The organism is Micromonospora arborensis, from assembly GCF_003205615.1.
Taxonomy (GTDB): Bacteria; Actinomycetota; Actinomycetes; order Mycobacteriales; family Micromonosporaceae; genus Micromonospora; species Micromonospora arborensis.
On the sequence record NZ_PYBV01000009.1, the window covers coordinates 125,990 to 143,601 of the forward strand.

The window sequence follows — 17,612 nt, forward strand, 5'->3', positions numbered from 1 at the left end:
ATGGCCGAGTTCTCGCTCGACCTGAACGAGGAACAGCGGGATCTACGCGACTGGGTGCACGGCTTCGCCGCCGAGGTCGTGCGCCCGGCCGCCGCCGAGTGGGACGAACGCGAGGACACCCCGTGGCCGGTGATCCAGGAAGCCGCCAAGGTCGGCCTCTACGGCTTCGAGTTCCTCGCCACCTGCTGGGCCGACCCGACCGGGCTCTCCCTGCCCATCGCCAGCGAGGAACTCTTCTGGGGTGACGCCGGCATCGGGCTGAGCATCTTCGGCACCTCACTCGCCGTCGCCGCCATCTACGGCGCCGGCACCCCCGACCAGATGGTCGAGTGGGTGCCGCAGTGCTTCGGCGACATCGACTCGCCGACCGTCGCCGCGTTCTGTACGAGCGAGCCGGAAGCCGGCTCGGACGTCGGCGCGATGCGCACCCGGGCCGTCTACGACGAGGCCACCGACGAGTGGGTGCTGACCGGGCAGAAGGCGTACGCCACCAACGGCGGGATCGCCGGAGTGCACGTGGTCACCGCCTCCGTCGACCCCACACTCGGCTCCCGGGGCCAGGCGGCCTTCGTCGTACCACCGGGCACCCCCGGCCTGACCGCCACCCGCAAGCTGCGCAAACTCGGGCTCCGCGCGTCCCACACCGCCGACGTCTTCCTCGACGGGGTACGCGTACCCGGCCGCTGCCTGCTCGGCGGGCGGGACGCCCTGCTGGAACGCCTCGACCGGGCCCGCTCCGGTCAGCGGGCCACCGGGCAGGCCGCGATGCGGACCTTCGAGCTGTCCCGACCCACGGTCGGCGCGCAGGCACTCGGCGTGGCCCGGGCCGCCTACGAGTACGCCCTGGACTACGCGAAGGACCGCGTCCAGTTCGGGCGGCCGATCATCGAGAACCAGGCGGTCGCGTTCGCGCTGGCCGACATGCGGACGGAGATCGACGCGGCGCGGCTGCTCGTCTGGCGGGCGTCGTGGATGGGCCGCAACAACCGCCCGTTCACCGCGGGCGAGGGGTCGATGTCCAAGCTCAAGGCCGGTGAGGTCGCGGTGTCGGTCACCGAGAAGGCGGTGCAACTGCTCGGCGGAGCCGGCTTCCTGCGCGACCACCCCGTCGAACGCTGGTACCGCGACGCCAAGATCTACACCATCTTCGAGGGCACCTCCGAAATCCAGCGGCTGGTCATCTCCCGGGCGATCTCCGGGATGCAGATCCGCTGACCGACCGGGCCGACTCCCTGGCGTTGTCCTCATGGCACTGGCCCCGTCAAACTTCCGTCAGGAAAGCAGGGTTGCGTGTCAAGGAAGCGTTAAGGTTGGCGCCCGTCTGCTCTTTCCTCAGCAATCATCTTCTAGCGGCAAAAAAAGTCGACAACGCTTCGATCGACTGCCGAATCTAGAAGGAGTTGAAATGGAACAGTCCGAGTCCGTCAAGAAGATTCAGGCCAAGCGGATCGCCCTCGGTGTGGTCGCCGCGGCCGCGCTCGGTGGCGCAATCGCCGCCCCCGCCGTCGCCGCGACCCAGTCGCACGACAGCACCACCCAGCAGGTGGCGTGGGACAAGGACATGCACGGCGAGCCCTACTACATCTGACGATCGACGTGGTAACCGCAGGCCCGCTCATCGAGGGTCCTGGTCTCCACGGGCCCGGCGGGCCTGCGGCTACCGCCCCCCGACTGATCCAAACAACGGCGCTGGCCGCGATCCGGCCATGCCGAAGGAATCTCACGACGATGGAATTGCCGAAATACCAATCGGTGCCCGGCGCACAGGCGCTGACCGAGCGGCTGATGTCGCTCACCACCGCCGGCCAGCCGGCTGCCTGCCCTGTCTACGTTGGTCTGGGCGCGCCGGTCACCCGTTCCACCAACCTCGCGCTCATCACCTACGGCATCGCCCGCCACCTGGTCGACGGGGCAGCGCACCTGGTCCCCGCCTTCAACACCTTCCCGCAACCTGAACGGCGCATCCTCGACGCGGCCAGCTGGGATCGGGTCGACGCCACGAGCAGCGACTTCGCCGCGATGCCGGTAGACCTCGCCAGTGAACTGTGGTGGCTGGTGGACGAGGCCTGTCGAGACCCCGATTCCCTGACGGCTCAGGAGCGCTGCGTGGCGAGTGACCTCATGCTGCGCCTGGGGTACCCGTGGCGGGCCGGTGAGATCCTCGGCCTCCTCGACGCACGGATCGCCGATCACCCCGTCAACCCCGAGACGGCCCGCGCCGAGATGGCCGCCCTGGTGCGGCTGCACCCTGGTGCGTACCCGCTGCTCGAAGAATGGGCATTGCGGGCCGCGTCCGACCCAGCCGTCCCACCCGAGACCCGGGTCCGGCTCGCCAACTACGTCGTCGTCGCCAACGGCAAGCGCGGAGCCGATGTGCCAGCGCTGCACCGGGCCGTCAAGCTCGGACGGCGGGCGATGACGGAGGTGACCCTGGTCGGGATGGATCGCCACCTCACCGAGCACACGTTCTACCGGGCCATCGCCTACGAACCGTACTTGCGCGGAGACATCCCAAAGACGATGGAGTTGCTCGACCGAGCCGCTGCCGCCCTGGCAAGGGCCGAGCCGGCGACCGGGCCGTTGGAGCTCCTCTCGTGGAAGGACCATGCCTTCCCGATGTACGAAACACGCGCCAAAACCCTGCTCGGCCAGGGCCGGATCGGCGAGGCGCTGAAGGCTACGAGCACGCTGACCGCCATCAGTCCGTACGACCATCGGGTGTGGGAAGCGCATGCCAAAGCGCTCGTCGCCGCCGACGACCTCATCGGCGCCATCCGCGCCTGGAAGCAGATCCTCCCGCAGGGAGGACTGCCGGTCGCGCCGGCCGCCTTCTACCTCGGCTGGGCATACCGGCAGCTCGGCGACGTCGGACTAGCCCGCGAGTACCTCACCCTCTCCCGAGCCATCGACCCCACTCCCCCGGTATCGGCCGAACAGATGGCAGGCATGTGACGGCTATGAATGCGATGAACGACAGTATGATCCTCCGTAATCTGGTCGGAGACGTCCCGGCATTCCTCGCGGAGTCGTGGCGGCGAGTCCCGACAGTCCTGCGCCCGACACAGCCCCCGGTGGGCGTCTTCACCGTGCGGGACCTGGAGCTGTCACTCGCCGGGGGCCTGCTCCGAGCCCCCTACGTCGCGGTCCTCGGGGCAGGTGAGAACCCGCTGGACGGAATCGTGGCACCCCGCACCGTTGCCGACCGGCACCTGCCCGACTATGTGGACCCGGAGAAGGTCTCCCGGCGGGTGGCCGAGGGCGCGAGCGTGCTGCTGCGCAACATCGAGCACTGGCACGCACCCACCGCGGCGCTGGCGTACGAGCTGGGTACCGACCTAGGGCGCCCCGTCGAAGCGTTCTTCTTCCTCACACCTGCCGAGCGTCAGGCTCTCCCACCGCACCGCGACGACGCCGACGTGTTCGTCGTCCAGGTGCAGGGGCAGAAGGAGTGGACGGTCCACTCCACGCCGACGGACGGGCGGTGGGACCGTGGCCGAGCCGAGCAGCCCGGGCAGGTCGTGCTGCGGGTCAGGCTGGCGCCGGGAGAGGTGCTCTACCTGCCCCGGGGCGCGGCGCACAGCGCGGTGGCGGCCGACGGATCCACCAGCGCACACCTGTCGCTGACCGTACGGGACATCGGGGTCGCCCACCTGGGCGCGGTCGTGCAGCGGTACCTCGCGGCGGAGCTGGAGCTGCCTCCCCGCCCAGTCGAGGAGACCGGGCTTCTCGACACGGCAGCCCGGCTGCTGGAGCATCAGCGCACCCGACTGGCCGAGCTGACCCCGCAGGAGCTGCTCGACGCTGCCCGCGCGGCGGCCCTAGCGCTGCGCCACAAGCCGCCGACGACGCCCTGCCTCGGCGAGGCGCGACGATGACAGACTCGCGCTGATCGCTGGGCTTCCTCCTGGCCAGGCCCGTTCCGACCAGGGCCGGGCGGCACACTCCGACCGTACCGCCCGAGGAATCCACGATCCGTGCCGTCTTCGTCACCCCACGCCGACGCCGGCTGGGCCTGGCGTCACGCCAGGTGCATGATCAGGGAAGACGCCCCGACGGACGGGGAGCAACGCCGCCCTGTCCGCGTACCACCCCAAGGAGGTCTGCGGCATGGACCTGCCGTTCTTCGTTGCCACGCTGACTCGTCGCGGGCTGCTCATGCCGGGCAGCCCGATCCGGATCGCCTCGCAGCTCAACGCGGTGCGCACGTGGGGGTGGAGCCTGGCCGGCGAGCTGCGCCAGGCGGCTGGCCGGGACCCCGGCCGGCTGGCGGTCATCGACGAGGACGGCACCGAGCTGACCTATCAGCACCTCCTCGACCGGGCCGAACGGATGGCCCGGTCGATGCGGGCCGGGCTCGGCGTACAGGCCGGCGACCGGATCGGCGTGCTCTGCCGCAACCACCACGGGCTGATCGAGACGATCGTCGCGGCCACCCTGCTGGGTGTGGACGCGGTCCTGGTCAACACCGGGCTCTCCGCCGCCCAACTGGTCACCGTCGCCGAGGAGCAGCGGCTCCGACTGCTGGTGCACGACGACGAGTTCGCCGAGCGGGTCCTCGGCCTCCCCGCCGAACTGCCCCGCCTCGACGAACGCGCCCGCGAGGAGTTGGTCGCCGGGGCACTCCCGGGCGAGCTGCGCCCTCCGGAGCGCGACGGCCGGATCATCGTGCTCACCTCGGGCACCACCGGGGCACCCAAGGGCGCCCGACGGCCCACGCCCAGCGGTTTCGGCCCACTGGTATCCATCATCGATCGCATCCCGCTGCACACCCGGGACCGGGTGATGATCACGGCGCCGATCTTCCACACCTGGGGGTTCGCCGCCCTCCAGGTCTGTTTCGCGCTACGGGCCACCATCGTGTTGCAGCGCCGCTTCGACCCGGCCGCCACGCTCGCCGCCCTCGTCGACCACCGGTGTGACGCGCTGTTCGCCGTACCGGTGATGGTGCAGCGGCTGCTGGAGGTACCCGCGCCAGACCCGCGCCCGCCGCTCAAGGTCGTCGCGGTCAGCGGTTCGGCGCTGCCCGGTGGGCTCGCACCGAAGTTCATGGACGTCTACGGGGACGTCCTCTACAACCTCTACGGCTCCACCGAGGTCTCCTGGGCCTCCATCGCCGGTCCCCAGGATCTGCGCGCGGCACCCACGACGGCTGGCCGGCCACCGTACGGGACCCGCCTGGAGCTGCTCGACGACAACGGTCAGCCGGTGGCGAACGGGCAGGTCGGGCGGATCTTCGTCGGCAACGAGATGCTCTTCGAGGGCTACACCTCCGGTGCCAGCCGGGAAACCCGCGACGGGCTGCTCGACACCGGTGACCTCGGCCGGCTCAACCCGGACGGGCTGCTCTTCGTCGATGGCCGGGCCGACGACATGATCGTCTCCGGTGGCGAGAACGTCTTCCCGTCCGAGGTGGAGGACCTGCTCGCGCAACTGCCGCAGGTCCGCGAAGCGGCGGTGATCGGCGTACCGGACGCCGAGTACGGCCAGCGGCTGTCCGCGTTCCTCGCCCTGCACCCGGGCGAGACGCTCGACCCCGAGGCGGTACGCGAGTACGTCCGGCACTACCTGGCCCGATTCTCCGTCCCCCGGGACGTGATCTTCGTGAAATACCTACCCCGTAACGCCACCGGCAAGGTACTCAGCCGAGAATTGCGCCGCTACTACGGCTGAATGCGCCGATCAAGGCTGAAGCTGTCGCCAGCTGGTGGCGTCAGGATGAGGTGGCTGCCACCGCCATTGCCCGATCTTAAAATTGTCCCCAGAATTAGCGCCAAGATTGAAGACGCCAATGTGAACGCGGTCGACCGAATGTTGATCAGCCAACTGTTGGGCCGCTGCGTCGACCAGCGCGGATCGGTCCTCGGGCGCATTCGGCAGGTGGTCCACAACGAGGGCAAGGTAACCTGCTTCGGCTAGGGCGCGTCCTGCCGATCTTGGTGGGGCGGGACGGAACCTTCAGAGGGTTAGGGTGTCGATGTGACGACTGCCCGGCCGCTAGACAGCGAGGAACTGGCGAGCACGGCTCCGGAGCGCAAGCTTCTGGAAGCCTTCATCGATGCGTACCGCGATGTCATCATCGCCAAGCTCCGAGGGCTGTCGGAGGATGACGCCCGCCGGAGCCTTGTGCCCTCGCTCACCACGCTCATCGGTCTCGTCAAACACGCCGCCGCTGTTGAGCGGAACTGGTTCCAGCACTGCCTGGGACAGCAGCCGCGTGAACAGATCACTGGTAACTCGTTCGGTGACGACGCCAGTTGGCAGGTCGGCTCGTACGAGACGGTCGCGGACGTCATCGCGGAGTACACCGCGGTCTGTGATCGATCGAGGCAGATCGCAGCCGGCTTCGCCCTCGACGACACTGTGTCTCATCCCCGCCTGGGCAGGGTGTCACTGCGCTACATCTACGTGCACATGATCCGCGAGTTGGCGCGGCACTGCGGCCAAGCCGACATCCTCCGGGAGCAGATCGACGGCATGACCGGCGACTAACGTGCATCCTTAGTGATCATCGAAGCCAGATGACAGCGGCAATGAGGACCAGACAACGCGGGGTTGCCTCCTCGAGGGCAACAACCTCACCAGACTGGCCCCGACGATTTCACGACTGCTACGCCATTAGCGACGACCAGCGACAGGGTGTCGCCCGGCGGCACCCGCTGCCGTCGCACCAACGCAGCTCACCGCCCCGGAACCGTCGGCGAGAACCGGCGATTCCGGGGCGGTGACCGCGCCAGTCAGTCGGCCATCAGCGAGGGCCGCCAGTCCGGCTTGGCCCCGGCGAGGTCGAGGCGCTGGAACAGGCCCTTCGTGCCCTGCTCATCGAGCGTGCCGCGGCGTGCGTCGATCTCGACCGCCATCCCCTGCACGTCGAGCACCTCCAGCCTCTCGAACCAGTCCGGATCTTGGGCAGTGAGGAAGGACGCCTGATGACCGTCGATGGTGGTGTTCGGCGTCCGGAAGAGTTCCTTCCCTTGCAACTCGGCCCGGATCTTGTCGGTCACCTCGACGTACGGGGAGAAGCTGACGTCCAGCGTCTTCGCCCCCGGCGCACGGTGATCCGCGGTGGGGGGTTCGGCGCTGTACGTGACGCCGGCGTACCACCGCCAGCCGTCCGGGGTCAGTGGCCCGTTGACGGTGGTATAAATCGGCCGCAGGCGCTGCGGCAACCCGATGGCCTGGGCCGGCATCCGCACCCGCTCGGTCGTACTGAACCTGAGCTTCTGCGCCACGTGCAGGGCGATCTCACGGGCATCCTGCCCCGCCGCCCAGGGTGAGACATCGACTGCGGCCCAGCCGTCCGGGGCGTACTGCCAGCGGAGGGAGAGCCGGTCAGTGCCGTCGACGTCGTACAGGGTGAAGGTCGCCGCTGCGCCCCGCACATCGGGCGCGGGCGCCGTACTCACGGTGGGTGCCCGTTGGTCGATGCCCATGACCTGCGGCGCCGGCGGCTTCACCCCCTTCGGATAGAGATGGACCGAAACCCCTGCCCAGTTCTGCGGATCGCCGGCATGCCCGATCAGAAAGACACCCGGACCACTCTGGGTCAGACCCGCCCCGTACTGCAGACTGGCTAGGCCCGACGGCAACCAACCGAACCGAACGTACTGAACGGTCGGGTCGATCGTCTCCAACGCGGCCGGGATCCGGGACGCGTCGGGCGACGTCACCTCCCCGGTGTACGGCTCCAGCGGAGCCAGGGCGCCGACCATCTCCAGCGACGGCGGCGACGACCGGTCCGGGTCGACCAGACCCGGCACCGTGACAGCACCGACGGCCACCGCGACCACCGCCAGTGCGGCACCCGCGCCCCTCGCGTACCAACGCTGCCGCCGCCCGGCGATCATCGCCCGTTCGATGTTCACAGCGGACGGCTTCTCGGCCGACTCGACCTCGGCGCGCATCAACCGCGCCACATCCATGTCCTCGATCATCGTCAACTCCCGTGGGCCAACACGTTGGTCGGCGTGCCACTCGCCTTGCCGGTCGGCATGGTGGTCGGCACGTCATTTCGGACGGGGGCGAGCAGTCCGCGCAGCGTCGCCAACCCCTTGGCGGTCTGGCTCTTGACGGTGCCCGGCGCGCAGCCCAGCGCCTGCGCCGTCTCCTCCACCGTCAGGTCCTGGAAGAACCGCAGCACCAGGACGGCCCGCTGCCGCGGCGCGACCTGGCGCAGTGCCGCCACCAGATCGAGTCGGTCCGTGGCATCCGGGGCGGTCGGCGCGGGCCGCTCCGGTAGCAGGTCGGTGAGCAGCACCCGAGCCCAGCCGCGTCGCCGCTCGTCGATCAACCGCCGCATCAGCATCGTCCGGACCAGTGCATTCAGGTTGTCGGCCCGCCGAGCCCGGGACCAGTTGCGGTACAACTCGGTGAGCACCCGCTGCACGATGTCGTCGCCCTGATGCCAGTCACCGCACATCAGGTACGCCGTCCGACGCCACTGCGGCAGGCCAGCGCGAACACACTCGGTGTACTCGGCGTCGGCCGCAGCCCGCTCGACCGATCTCCGGCTCAGCGGCATCCTCGGACCTGTCCTCCCACCGGCCACCAACCGCACGGTGATCGTCCGCAAACCCGCATCTCCACTCCTCCCGTCGCTGTGTCTCCGACACCGCTAAGTCGTGGCCGGAGCAACGCCGGGTTGCCCTTCTGGGGCGACAACCTCACCAGACTGACTCAACTCCCGCACGCACAGTCCTCCACCCGTTCGGCCGGCACACTTGATCAGGTCGGCGACGGATTGACACGCCGGGTGGGGCGACGGCGCGGCCGTCAGCATGTGGTGGTGGCAGATCGTGCACGGGCGCGGCTACGACGACCGGCTTCAGGGTGTCGTTCGGCGGCGCAGGAGCGCGGCGAACACGCGTGCTCAACCGCCATGATCAAGCTCTCGCTTGTCACCAAGAGTGATAGGCCGGATTTCGTCGCCGTTGCCCCCGGGCGTGTCGGCGCAACCCCCGCACGGATGCCTGCAAGTAGGGTCCGCGAGCGGACCATTGTCCGCGGATGTCCAGCTCATTCAGAGTCATTGGCTACCCACACGCCGGTGAACACGCTTTCCACGGACGATCACGGCTCGCGGCTTGTCGAGTTGGCCGAGGTCAGTTCTGGGATCGCCGTCGAACACGGCCGCGTCCGCCGGGGCTCCGTCCACCAGGCCGGGCAGGCCGAGATAGGACCTGGCGGTCCAAGAAGCGGCGGCGATCGCCTGGTGTGGTGATACACCGGCTGCCACCAGAGCACGAATCTCATGAGCGATGCCACCGTGCGGCCGCGAGTCCGTACCGGCCAGCACGGTGACCCCGGCCTCGACGGCGGCGGCGGTGAGCCGAGCGTGCGCGCTTGCTCCCGGTACGTACCAGCTTTTGCGAGCACGTTCCGGATCCGCGTTAATCTTTGCCAGGGAAGCGGTGATCACCGATAGTGTCGGAGTCAGCGCGGTGCCCTGCGCGGCCATGCGAGACAGCAGCTCCGGGTCCAGGCCCATGCCGTGCTCCACGGAGTCCACGCCCGCCTCGACCGCGACCACACCCCCTGCCGCGTGTTGGGAATGCACCGCAAGGCGCCCACCGACCGCATGCACCCGTGTGACAGCCTCACGTAACACTTCCACCGGCATGACATCGTCGCCGAGCTGCCAGTCGATCACCACTTTCGCCCAACCAGTGCGAGCTGCCTGCTCGGCTGCGACGGCGGGCAAGTCGGCTGGCTTTGGGCGGCGACCCCAGCCTTCCATGAACTGTCCGTGCTGAGCGAGCCATGGGCCGGCGTGGAAGGCTCGCGGGCTTTCGTCAGCTCGGCCGAACCAATCGGGCGGATCACCAGCGAGTCCGGGCGCACGGATGAGCGTTACTCCCGATTCCAAATGCGCCCGGAGATCCTCCCGCAAGATGCCGTCATCCAGTGGCTGGCCTGGCGTCTCGGCTCCCGGATGGGTGTGCGCATCGACCAGCCCGGGCAGTATCCAGCCCTCGGCGACGAGTTCCGCACCGGCCACCGGATCCGAGGTCCACCGGTCACCGTCGGCATAGAGATCGACCGGCTCGCCTTCGGGAAGACCGAAACCGCGGACTCGCAACACTGCCACCACACCACCCCCGCACCGCAATCCACGCACACCTGGGCAGGCAGTCAGTCAGCAAGCCATCTCGTCGGCTGACCGACCCGGGCCACCGCGGACGTTCGCGGTCGCCGTTCCGCCCCCACGGCGAGGCCACCGCAGGCACTGGTCCGCCGCTGCGTGGGCTCAGCTCGGGATCGTGATCCGGTTCTCGATCGCGGCGGCGGCGATGTCGGTACGGTGCTGCGAGCCGGCCAACTCCACCCCGTCCACCAGCGCGTACGCGGCGTCCCGAGCGGCGGTCAGGTCGGGGCCGGTGGCCGTACCGCAGAGGACCCGGCCGCCGGCGGACAGCAACGCACCGTCGCTGGCCCGGCGGGCGGTGCCCGCGTGGATGATGCCCGGGCGGTCCCCGCCGGTGATGACGTCACCGGTACGCGAAGCGGCCGGGTAGCCCGGAGCGGCGAGCACCACGGTGACCGCGCTGCCGTCGCGCCACCGCAGCGGCGGGTGCTCGGCCAGCGTTCCCGTGGCCGCCGCGTGCAGCAGCCCACCCAGCGGGGTCTCCAGCAACGCGAGCACCGCCTGGGTCTCCGGGTCGCCGAAGCGCGCGTTGAACTCGATCACCCGAGGACCCGCCTTGGTGATCGCGAGCCCGACGTAGAGCAGGCCGGCGAACGGGGTGCCCCGGCGGCGCATCTCCGCGAGCGTCGGGTGGACCACGTCGCGCATGACGTCGTCGACCAGGCCGGCGGGGGCCCAGGCCAGCGGCGCGTACGCGCCCATGCCGCCCGTGTTCGGCCCGGTGTCGCCGTCGCCGAGCCGCTTGAAGTCCTGTGCCGGCAGCAGCGGCAGCGCCGCCTCACCGTCGGTGACCACGAAGAGGCTGACCTCCGGGCCGTCGAGGAACTCCTCGATCACGACTCGTCCACACTCGGCGGCGTGCGCGAGGGCAGCGGACCGGTCGTCGGTCACCACCACACCCTTGCCGGCGGCGAGGCCGTCGTCCTTCACCACGTACGGGGCGCCGAACTCGTCCAGCGCCCGCGCGGTGCTCTCCTGGTCCGTGCAGACGTACGCCCGGGCGGTCGGCACGCCGGCGGCGGTCATCACGTCCTTGGCGAACGCCTTGGAACCTTCGAGTTGAGCGGCCGCACCGGAGGGGCCGAACACGGCGATCCCCTTGGCGCGTAGCGCGTCGGCGACCCCGGCGACCAGCGGCGCCTCCGGGCCGATCACCACCAGGTCGGCGGAGGTCTCCACGGCCAACGCCGCCACCGCGGCCGGATCGGAAGCGTTCACGGCCCGCAGCTCAGCCACCGAGCCGATCCCCGGGTTGCCCGGCGCAGCAACGAGCGCCGAAACAGCCGAATCGCCCACCAGCCCAAGCGCGAGAGCATGCTCCCGCCCGCCACCACCCACCAAAAGAACCCGCACGACCCAGATCCTACTGTCCCCCGAACCAAGCCCAGTTGATCATGAGGTTATCGCCACCGGCTCGGCGTGTCAGACGCAATAACCTCATGATCAACGATGCCGGCTGGGGGTGGCGTGGTTAGCGGTGGCGGGCGCCGGCCATCGCCTGACGGACCGTCCATGGGATGTAGTCGGGCCGGAGAGTGTCCGACCAGGTGAAACGAAGGACAGCCCAGCCAGCGTTGACCAAGCGATTCTGGCGGCGTCGGTCGGCGAAGACCGCTTCCGGAGCGGCATGAGGACCTCGGCCGTCGGCCTCGGCAATGATCCGGGAACAACGCCAGCCGAGATCGCCGATACCGAGCAGGAAGCCATCGTCGTCGCGGATCTCGAGTTGCAGAGCGTCAGGCGGCACCCTGCCGTCGACACAACGAAGCCGGGCGCGCGTTTCAAGCGGCGACTGCGCCCGCCCATCCGCCTCGCCCAGGTAGCCGCGTGCCGCGACCGCGCCGCGCCGCCCGCGGATGAGACGCGGAACGGAGAGGAGATCATCGGTGGTCACGAGCCCACGATTCAACGCCGAGTCCAGCACGCTCACCGCCGAGAAACGATCAACCCGCAGGCTCAGATCGGCAAGGGTTCGCACTGGCCCGGTAGCCGGGATTCCGTCCACCCGGACAAGGTGCTCAGGCGGGATGACCAACTGATGGACCACCACCTCCGGATGGGCAAGGTGTGCCCGCCTGGCGACCGGACCCGGCACCGACAGTTCGATCACCTCAGTGCTCCGTAGACCAGCCAGCCCGTGCAGTTCGGCGGCCGTCGCGAGCACCGCGGCGGCCGCCGGGCCGAAGGAAGCCACCGCCGCCCTGATCCGCGCTCGTCGGGGCACCCCGTCGTACAGGTCGGCGTCCACGAGATAGCTGCCACGCGCCACGACCCGCCACCGACCAGCCCTGCAGAGCCGTTGCACCTCATAGGTGGTGAGGCCAGCGGCTCGCGCCTGCCCGATCGTCACAATCCCGTCGCGGACGGCCGCAACCCGCCGCACAACGTCCAAGGCATCCACCCGGCCACCCTGGCCCAACCCGAGGCCGGAAACACCCCCTGTGGACAACCGCTCGCGCCTGTGGATAACCCGGCGGGTGGCACGCATCGATCATGAGGTTATAGCCACGACACGCCGCAGCGAGTGGCTATAACTCCATGATCAACGCGGGCGACCCGCGGGGACCACGCGGGGGACCAACGCGGGGGTAGCGGGGGTTAGGGGAGGAGGGGGTGGAGGACTACGTTTTCTTCTCGGCCTGGGCCTACGCCTACTACGCTGATCTTGGTGTTGCAGAGTTCCTCTACCCGGGCGATGTAGCGGCGGGCGTTTTCCGGTAGTTCTTCGACGGTCCTCGCCTTGGTGATGTCCTCCCACCAGCCGTCGAGCTCCTCGTAGACGGGCTTGGCGTGGTGGAAGTCGGTCTGACTCATCGGCATGTCGTCGACCCGGACACCGTTGATCTCGTAGCCCACGCAGATCGGCACCTTGGGCAGGCCGGTGAGCACGTCCAGCTTCGTGATGACCAGGTCGGTGACGCCGTTGAGGCGGCAGGCGTACCGGGCGACCACCGCGTCGAACCATCCGCACCGGCGTTCCCGTCCGGTGGTGGTGCCGTACTCCGCGCCGATCTTGCGCAGGTGCTCTCCGCTGGCGTCGAACAGCTCGGTGGGGAACGGACCCGCGCCGACCCGGGTGGTGTACGCCTTGCTGACCGCGATCACCTTGTTGATCGCGGTCGGCGGGATGCCGGCACCCACGCAGGCGCCACCGGCGGTCGGGTTGGACGAGGTCACGAAGGGGTACGTGCCGTGGTCCATGTCGAGCATGGTGGCCTGGGCGCCCTCCAGCAGCACCGTGTCGCCCCGGTCCAACGCGTCCCAGAGCATCGCCCGGGTCTCCGCGATGTACGGCTTGAGCCGCTCCGCGTACGCCAGGTACTCCTCGACGGTCGCCTCAAGGTCGATCGCCTTGCGGTTGTAGACCTTGAAGAGGATCTGGTTCTTCTCGCGCAGGGCGAGTTCCAGCTTCTTGCGCAGGATGCCCGGGTCGAGCAGGTCCTGGAGCCGGATGCCGATCCGAGCGACCTTGTCGCCGTACGCCGGGCCGATGCCCCGGCCGGTCGTGCCGATCCGGGACGAGCCGAGGTAGCGCTCGATCACCCGGTCCAGCGCCCGGTGGTGCGGCATGATCAGGTGCGCGTCACCGGAGATCCGTAGCCGGGACACGTCGACGCCGCGCTCGGCCAGGCCGTCAATCTCGGCGAGCAGCACCTTCGGGTCGACCACCACACCGTTACCGATGACGATCATCGCGTCCGGCGAGAGCGCACCGGAGGGCATCAGGTGCAGCGCGTACTTCTGGCCGTCTGGGGTGATCACCGTGTGGCCGGCGTTGTTGCCGCCGGAGTAGCGCACGACGTAGTCGACCCGCTCACCCAGCAGGTCGGTAACCTTGCCCTTGCCCTCGTCGCCCCACTGAGCGCCGATGAGCACGATCGCTGGCATCTTTTCCGCCTCCAGAAGGCTCGGGTGCCAGGTGGCGACCGGTTGGCGAGCCCGGGGTGTCAGGTTAACAAGTAGTGACGGCGTGGCCGGCAGGGGTCGCGTCGAGAGGCAGGAGGCTCCTTCCGTGTACGACGTGGTGCTGCTCACCCTCGGTTCGGAGCGCGACGCTCCCGGGGGCTGTGGCAGCGGCGGGGCCTGCTGTGGCGGTGCGACCGAGGCCCAGACCGACCCGACCGGCCAGACCGACCCGACAAGCCAGACCGACCCGACAAGCCAGACCGACCCGACAAGCCAGACCGACCCGACAAGCCAGACCGACCCGACCGGCCAGACGACCCGGGCCGACGGTGACGCCGAGCGGTGCGCCACCGAGCGGCCTCGGGTGCCGGTGCTGGCCTGCGCCGACGCGCTGGTCGCCCGGGGGGCCCGGGTGGAGACGGTCACCGCCCGCTCCGACGCGGAGATCGACGCGGTGTTGGCCCGGCTCGACGGTCCAGCCCGCCCGGATGGCCTCACCTGGCCGGATCTGGACGGCAAGACCCGGCTGGTCGTCGCCACGGCGAGTGACGGGCAGTTGCGCGCCGTGCTGCGCCGGCTGGTCCGGCGGTACGCGCCAGCGCCGAGCCGCCGCCCGGCGGATCTGCCCGGCAACCGGACCCTGCCCGATCTGCCGCCGGTGGCCGTACTTCCGCTCGATCCGGCCCGTGGCGGCACTCACCGGGACCTGGCCGCGCAGCTCGGGCTGCCGCGTGACCCGGCGGCGGTGGCCGCCGCGGTGTTGGATGGCACGGCACGCCGACTTGACCTGCTGCGCAACGACGGTGGCTCGGTGACCCTGGACGGCGCGCTGCTCGGTGCCGCCGACGACGCCGGCCGGCCGCTGCACTGGCGGGCCCGGGTGGAGGTGGACGACGCCATCCTCACCAACGGTGACGAACCGCTGCTGGCCTGCGCGGTCGGCAATGCCGGCGGGTACGCGACGCTCGACGACGTGACGCTGCTGACCGCGCCGGACCCGACCGACGGCCAGATCGAGGTCGCGGTGGCCGTTCCGGTGGTCGTCCGGTCGGCGTTGGGTCGCAAGCGGGTACGCCTCGAAGTTCGGCGGGCCCGCGGGCGGGCCGTGTCGGTGCTGCCCAGGGAGGGGAAGGTGCCGTACCTCGACGATGGTGTCGAGGGGGAGCTGACCCGGAAGCGTTCCTGGTGGATCGAGCCGGGAGCCTGGGCGGTCTGGTCGATCTGACCCCTGGGCTGCGCCGGGGGGGTGGGCCTCGGCTGCGCCCACAGCCCCTCGGGGGCGGATGGGGCCTATCCTCGCAGGAGGACTGGGGAGGGCCCTAATGGACGAGAACGCCGACCGGGCGCAGATGCACGGCCAGCAGCCGGTGCCGGAGCGGGACGTTGAACCACTCTGGCCACCGGATCCGGCCGACCGGGGCGCGGGCAACGCCGCACCGCCCTGGGCGGCGGTCGCCCAACAACAGGGTGCGCCGTCGTCGGTACCGTCTGGGCCGGTGACACCGCCGGTGGCCGCGCCGCCGACTGGCCGGCCGCCGGTTCCCGGGCAACCCGGGGCCCCGGCGCAGCCGCCGCCTTCTCCGTCCGACTACCCGTCGCTCACCGGTGCCGTCCCGCCGCCCGGTGGCTGGGGTGTCAGCGGCCCGTCCGGCAACGTGTCGGGCTGGGCGCCGCCGCAGCCGAGTTGGCCACCGCCGGCCGCGCCAGCCGCCGCGTCGACACCGCCCGCACCACCAGCAACGGGCACGCCACCGACGACCGGCACGCCACCGGCGACGGGCACGCCGCCCGCGCCACCGGCAGTCGGTGCTGCGGGTAGCGGCGGCGGCCCCGGTGGCACCGGGATCCCCGTCGCGCCGACGAGCGCTGCGGCACCGAACACCGCCTCCGCGCCGGCGGACCGCCAAGCCGAGGCGGCACAGAGCGCGGCCGGCGCGACCGGCACCGCGGCCGGGGGTGAGCAGGCGCAGGCCGGTGACCGGGGTCGGGCCGCCGTTCCACCGATCCCTCCGGGTGGCGTGGACCTGGACCTGCCGTTCACCCTGGACCGTCCCACCGCAGCCGCCACGCCCGCCGACCGCACGACCGGTGCAGACGATTCCGCACCGGCCGGACCGGCACCTCAGGCCGGGGAGGACGGGTCCGTCGGCGGGGCGGCGCGGCCGGTCAGCGAGTCGCCGTGGGCGCAGCCGCCGCAACGTCCCGCTGGGGCACCCGCGCCGGCCCACGACGAGGCCGCCACCGCAACGCCGCCGATCCCCGCCCCGCCCGGGCCGCAGCCGCCGCACGTCGGCCCCTCTCCGGTGCACCCGGGCCAGTCGTTCACCCCGATGATCCCTGGTCAGGCCGGCCCCGCGCACATCCCGCCCCCGCCAGACCCGACCCAGTTCAGCAACCTGCCGCAGCAGCCTCCCCGACCGCCGACCCCACCGCCCGGGCCGTTCCCGCCGTCGCCGGGTTGGTACCCACCGCCGTGGCAGCAGGGCCCGGCCGGTGTCGCGCCCGGGCAGCCCTACCAGGAGGCCGAGGGAGTGACCCGGGTGCCCGCCACCGGGTATCCGGATGCCCCCGCCTATCCGGACGCGAGCTGGACGCCGGATGCCCCCGCGGTACCGACGGCCGAGGACTTCAGCCGGCGCCGCCAGGTCCGGCCCGCCGACCCGGTGGCCACCACGGGTGTGCGCGCGGTGGTCAACAAGATGGGCCTGCTCCGGCTCGCGCCCGGTCGGCACGAGCAGGAGCGCAGGCGGGACATCGAGATGGTGCGTCGCAACTTCGGCGGGCTGCGGCAGGTGACCGTGGTCAACCCGAAGGGCGGGGCCGGTAAGACGGTGGCCATCCTGCTGCTCGCGATGACGTTCGGCCAGAAGCGCGGCGGCTACGTGCTGGCCTGGGACAACAACGAGACCCAGGGCACCCTCGGGATGCGCGCCCAGCAGGATTTCCACTCCCGCACAGTGCGGGACATGCTGCGTGACCTCAGCCAGTTCCAGGGCGCGCAGGGGCGGGTCGGTGACCTGTCGCAGTACGTCCGCTCGCAGGGCGAGGGGATGTTCGACGTGCTGGCCTCGGACGAGTCGGCCACCGGTGGCGAGATGCTGACCGCGGCCGCGTTCGCCGAGATCCGTGAGGTGGTCAGCCGGTTCTACAAGCTGATCTTCGTGGACACCGGCAACAACGTCCGGGCGCAGAACTGGCAGGCCTCGATGGACGCCACCGATCAGTTGGTGGTCACCATGTCGGCTCGTAACGACTCGGCGGAGACCGCCGCCCGGATGCTGGACCACCTGGAGCAGAGCGGCCGGCAACGGCTGGTCCGCCAGGCCGTGACGGTGGTGTCGATGCCGCCGTCCCGCAAGGAGATCGACCTGCCGGCCATCCAGGAGCACTTCGCGGCCCGCACCCGGGCGGTGCTGCTGGCCCCGTACGAGCGGCTCATCGACAGTGGCGAGCCGATCCGGTACGGCGGGCTCTCCTCGGCCACCCGCGACGCCTGGTTGAAGATCGCCGCAGCAGTCGCCGAAGGGTTGTAGGGCCACCGCCGACGGCCGGCCCGGAGTCGGGC

General features: G+C 70.5%; 13 protein-coding genes and 1 pseudogene. 8 read left to right on the forward strand and 6 right to left on the reverse strand.

Annotated elements, in window-relative coordinates; all coding sequences use genetic code 11:
- From C7C45_RS06970 to C7C45_RS06990, 6 genes are all read left to right on the forward strand, one after another.
- Nucleotides 1-1,215 (forward strand): acyl-CoA dehydrogenase family protein, encoded by a 1,215-nt coding sequence (locus C7C45_RS06970; RefSeq protein ID WP_110562817.1) that lies wholly within the window; start codon nt 1-3, stop codon nt 1,213-1,215.
- A 190-nt stretch (nt 1,216-1,405) separates the two neighbouring features.
- On the forward strand, nt 1,406-1,588 hold the full coding sequence (locus C7C45_RS06975; protein ID WP_110562818.1) for a hypothetical protein: 183 nt from the start codon (nt 1,406-1,408) through the stop codon (nt 1,586-1,588).
- Nucleotides 1,589-1,728: 140 nt separating this feature from the next.
- Nucleotides 1,729-2,952: a tetratricopeptide repeat protein gene (locus tag C7C45_RS33955; RefSeq protein ID WP_167454672.1), complete on the forward strand. Its 1,224-nt coding sequence runs from the start codon at nt 1,729-1,731 to the stop codon at nt 2,950-2,952.
- A 14-nt stretch (nt 2,953-2,966) separates the two neighbouring features.
- On the forward strand, nt 2,967-3,875 hold the full coding sequence (locus C7C45_RS33960) for a JmjC domain-containing protein (protein WP_167454673.1): 909 nt from the start codon (nt 2,967-2,969) through the stop codon (nt 3,873-3,875).
- Between the two features lie 232 nt (nt 3,876-4,107).
- Nucleotides 4,108-5,670 (forward strand): AMP-binding protein, encoded by a 1,563-nt coding sequence (locus tag C7C45_RS06985; RefSeq protein WP_110562819.1) that lies wholly within the window; start codon nt 4,108-4,110, stop codon nt 5,668-5,670.
- Between the two features lie 306 nt (nt 5,671-5,976).
- Nucleotides 5,977-6,489 (forward strand): DinB family protein, encoded by a 513-nt coding sequence (locus tag C7C45_RS06990; protein WP_110562820.1) that lies wholly within the window; start codon nt 5,977-5,979, stop codon nt 6,487-6,489.
- Nucleotides 6,490-6,734: 245 nt separating this feature from the next.
- On the opposite strand, the gene C7C45_RS06995 is transcribed toward C7C45_RS06990, so the two are convergent.
- From C7C45_RS06995 to C7C45_RS07020, 6 genes are all read right to left on the reverse strand, one after another.
- Entirely contained in the window at nt 6,735-7,931 is a 1,197-nt protein-coding gene (locus C7C45_RS06995) for a hypothetical protein (protein ID WP_110562821.1), read from the reverse strand.
- Between the two features lie 2 nt (nt 7,932-7,933).
- Nucleotides 7,934-8,518, reverse strand: coding sequence for a SigE family RNA polymerase sigma factor (locus tag C7C45_RS07000; RefSeq protein WP_110562822.1), 585 nt, complete (start codon nt 8,516-8,518; stop codon nt 7,934-7,936).
- A 504-nt stretch (nt 8,519-9,022) separates the two neighbouring features.
- Entirely contained in the window at nt 9,023-10,084 is a 1,062-nt protein-coding gene (locus C7C45_RS07005; RefSeq protein ID WP_110562932.1) for an amidohydrolase family protein, read from the reverse strand.
- A gap of 159 nt (nt 10,085-10,243) precedes the next feature.
- Complete coding sequence (purD, locus tag C7C45_RS07010) at nt 10,244-11,494, reverse strand: phosphoribosylamine--glycine ligase (protein WP_110562823.1); 1,251 nt, start codon at nt 11,492-11,494, stop codon at nt 10,244-10,246.
- A gap of 118 nt (nt 11,495-11,612) precedes the next feature.
- A complete protein-coding gene (locus C7C45_RS07015; RefSeq protein WP_110562824.1) occupies nt 11,613-12,629 on the reverse strand; it encodes a type IV toxin-antitoxin system AbiEi family antitoxin domain-containing protein in 1,017 nt (338 codons plus the stop codon).
- A 110-nt stretch (nt 12,630-12,739) separates the two neighbouring features.
- Nucleotides 12,740-14,029 (reverse strand): adenylosuccinate synthase, encoded by a 1,290-nt coding sequence (locus tag C7C45_RS07020; RefSeq protein WP_110562825.1) that lies wholly within the window; start codon nt 14,027-14,029, stop codon nt 12,740-12,742.
- A gap of 349 nt (nt 14,030-14,378) precedes the next feature.
- Here C7C45_RS07020 and C7C45_RS07030 point away from each other — a divergent pair.
- Nucleotides 14,379-15,272: pseudogene (locus C7C45_RS07030) on the forward strand (diacylglycerol kinase family protein); the annotation flags it as partial.
- Nucleotides 15,273-15,369: 97 nt separating this feature from the next.
- Nucleotides 15,370-17,580: a chromosome partitioning protein gene (locus C7C45_RS07035; RefSeq protein ID WP_110562826.1), complete on the forward strand. Its 2,211-nt coding sequence runs from the start codon at nt 15,370-15,372 to the stop codon at nt 17,578-17,580.
- Nucleotides 17,581-17,612 lie beyond the last annotated feature (32 nt).